3 protein-coding genes are annotated in these 3,294 nt (G+C 69.9%); all 3 read left to right on the forward strand.

The window, feature by feature from the left end; translation table 11 throughout:
* Positions 1 to 217: 217 nt before the first annotated feature.
* Positions 218 to 1,951, forward strand: a complete 1,734-nt coding sequence (locus ACFHYO_RS05455; protein ID WP_394318921.1) for a cytochrome D1 domain-containing protein — start codon at positions 218 to 220, stop codon at positions 1,949 to 1,951.
* Between the two features lie 99 nt (positions 1,952 to 2,050).
* Complete coding sequence (gene cobA, locus ACFHYO_RS05460; RefSeq protein ID WP_394318919.1) at positions 2,051 to 2,836, forward strand: uroporphyrinogen-III C-methyltransferase; 786 nt, start codon at positions 2,051 to 2,053, stop codon at positions 2,834 to 2,836.
* On the forward strand, positions 2,829 to 3,179 hold the full coding sequence (locus ACFHYO_RS05465) for a c-type cytochrome (protein ID WP_052175173.1): 351 nt from the start codon (positions 2,829 to 2,831) through the stop codon (positions 3,177 to 3,179). Before cobA ends, ACFHYO_RS05465 begins: the two co-directional genes overlap by 8 nt.
* Positions 3,180 to 3,294 lie beyond the last annotated feature (115 nt).

Here is a 3,294-nt window from a genome sequence, read left to right on the forward strand (position 1 = left end):
CGCGGAAGCCGGCGACGGCAAGGTTGATGCGACCGGCCCGCCGGTCCCCGCCGAGCCGGCGCCCGAGCCGGTGCCCGCCGCAGGCGAGGCGCCCGCGCCGACCACGCCCGCCGCGGTGGCCCCTGCCCCCGGCAACGAACCGGCCACCCCGGCCGCGACCGACGCCCAGGCCGACCCGAACGCCGTTTCCGGCCCCAAGGCCGGCGCCGATACCGAGGTGAAGGAGGCCCCCCGGTCCGAGGGCGCCGCCAAGACCACCGCGGAACAGGCCGCGCAAAAGGGTGATGTCGCGGATCACACCTCGAAGCCGCAGGACCAGTACGAGCCCGCGCTGACCACCCTCGCGCAAGAGCCCGTAGAGGCCCCCGGCGCCAAGGAAGGCGTCCCCTCGATGACCGAGGAGGAGTTCAACGCCGCCAACAAGATCTATTTCGAGCGTTGCGCCGGCTGCCACGGCGTGCTGCGGAAGGGCGCGACCGGCAAGCCGCTGACGCCCGACATCACCCGCGAACTGGGGCTCGACTACCTCAAGTCGTTCATCACCTACGGCTCGCCGGCCGGGATGCCGAACTGGGGCACCTCGGGCGACATGGACGAGGCGACGGTGGACCTGATGGCCCGCTATGTCATGCAGGACCCGGCCAGCCCGCCCGAATGGGGCATGCCGGAAATGAAGGAAAGCTGGAAGGTCCTGGTCAAGCCCGAGGACCGTCCGACCGAGAAGAAGAACGACTGGGATCTGGAAAACCTGTTCTCGGTGACGCTGCGCGACGCGGGCCAGATCGCCCTGATCGACGGCGGCACCTACGAGATCAAGAAGGTCATCGACACCGGCTATGCAGTCCACATCAGCCGCCTGTCGGCTTCGGGCCGCTATCTGCTGGTCATCGGCCGCGATGCCAAGGTCGACATGATCGACCTGTGGATGGAAGACCCCTCGGTCGTCGCCACCATCAAGGTCGGTGCCGAGGCCCGTTCGGTCGAGACCTCGAAGATGGAGGGCTGGGAGGACAAGTACGCCATCGCCGGCGCCTACTGGCCGCCGCAGTACGTCATCATGGATGGCGCCACGCTCGAGCCGCTGAAGATCGTCTCGACCCGCGGCAACATCTATGACGAACAGACCTACCACCCCGAACCGCGGGTGGCGGCGATCCTGGCGTCGCACTACCGGCCCGAATTCCTGGTCAACATCAAGGAAACCGGGAAGATCCAGCTGGTCGACTACACCGACCTGAAGAACCTCAAGATCACCGAGATCGAGGCCGAGCGCTTCCTGCACGACGGCGGGCTCGACTCGACCAAGCGCTACTTCATCACTGCGGCCAACGCCCGCGGCAAGCTGGTGGTGGTCGACACCAAGGAAGGCAAGCTGGCGGCGATCACCGAGACCGGCGGCGAGACCCCGCACCCGGGCCGCGGCGCGAACTTCGTGCACCCGACTTTCGGGCCGGTCTGGGCGACCTCGCACCTCGGCGACGAATCTGTGGCGCTGATCGGCACCGACCCGGAAGGCCACAAGGACAACGCCTGGAAGCTCGTGGACAGCTTCCCGGCGCTGGGCGGCGGCTCGCTGTTCATCAAGACCTACCCCGGCTCGAACCACCTCTATGCCGACGCGACGCTGAACCCCGACGCGGCGATCTCGGGTTCGGTCGCGGTGTTCGAGATCGACAAGATGAAGGGCGACGGGTCCGACCCCGAGTTCAAGACCCTGCCGATCGCCGAATGGGCCGAGATCGCCGATGGCCAGCCCCGCGTCGTCCAGGGCGAGTTCAACAAGGACGGGACCGAGATCTGGTTCTCGGTCTGGAACGCCAAGGACAAGGAATCGGCCATCGTCGTGGTGGACGACAAGACGCTTGAGCTGAAGAAGGTCATCAAGGATCCGCGGCTGGTCACGCCGACCGGCAAGTTCAACGTCAAGAACACCATGGGCGACATCTACTGATCGCCTGACTGAACCCGGGGGGCGCGGGTCCGCCTGCGCCCCCCTTTCTTCCCCCCCAAGCCTTCCCCCCAGCCTTTCATGCAAGGGACACCGACCAAGATGCCGGGCAAAGTCTTCCTCATCGGCGCCGGACCGGGCGACCCGGACCTGCTGACGCTCAAGGCGCTGCGTCTCATCCAGAGCGCCGATGTGGTGGTCCATGACCGGCTGGTCAGCCCCGAGATCATGGCGCTGGTCCCCTCCGCGACGCGCCGCATCTCGGTCGGCAAGACCGCGGGCTTCCACTCGGTCCCGCAGGACCAGATCAACGCGCTGCTGGTCGAGCTGGCGCAGGCCGACCTGACCGTGGCGCGGCTGAAGGGCGGTGACCCGCTGATCTTCGGCCGCGGCTCGGAAGAGGCCGAGGAGCTTGCCGCCGCGGGCGTCGCCTATGCCTATGTGCCGGGGATCACCGCGGCGCAGGGGGCGGCGGCCTCGACGGGCGTGCCGCTCACCCACCGCGGGCTCGCCACGGGCGTGCGCTACGTCACCGGCCACCGCGCCGCGGACGAGGCGCTCGAGCTGGACTGGGAGAGCCTTGCCGACCCCGACACGACGCTGGTCGTCTATATGGGCGCGGCCAACATGGCCGAGATCGCCGCCCGGCTGATCGCCCACGGCCTGCCCATCGACCTGCCGGTGCTGGCCGTGGCCCACGCCACCACCCCGCGCGAGCGGCGCCTGCCCTCGACGTTGGCGCGGATCGCCGCGGACCTGGCCGCCGAGCCGATGGAGGCGCCGGTGCTGTTCATGATCGGCCGCGTCGCGGGGCTTTACGCCACCGCCGCGCTGCCCCTGCCGCGCGAGCTGAAGGCGGCGCATCTGCGCGTGGTCGGGCATGGCTGATCCCGGCGTGACCGCGGCCCTCTGCGCGGCCGCCCTGGCCGTCACGGGCGCGGTCGCGGCAACGCCTGACACGGCAGCGCCCGACACGGTTGCACCCGCGCGGGCGGCCGAGCTGCGCCACATGGTGGTGCAGGACTGCGGCTCATGCCACGGGCTGACGATGAGGGGCGGCCTCGGCAAGCCCATCACCCCCGCCGACCTCGCGGGGTTCGACACCGAGGGGCTGGCCGCGATCATCCTCGACGGCATCCCCGGCACCGCGATGCCCCCCTGGCGGCCCCTGATCTCAGAGGCCGACGCCCGCTGGATCGCCGACTACCTCAAGACGGAGAAGGTCGAATGACCCCGAAAACCCTGCTTACCCTCACGGCCCTCACGCTAGCCCTGCCGCTGGCCGCCGCCGCGCAGGCGCCCGAGGCCCAGCCGGCCCCGGCGGCACCTGCGCCCGCGGCCCCCGC

The sequence above is a fragment of the Paracoccus panacisoli genome, assembly GCF_042435015.1.
Taxonomy (GTDB): Bacteria; Pseudomonadota; Alphaproteobacteria; order Rhodobacterales; family Rhodobacteraceae; genus Paracoccus; species Paracoccus panacisoli.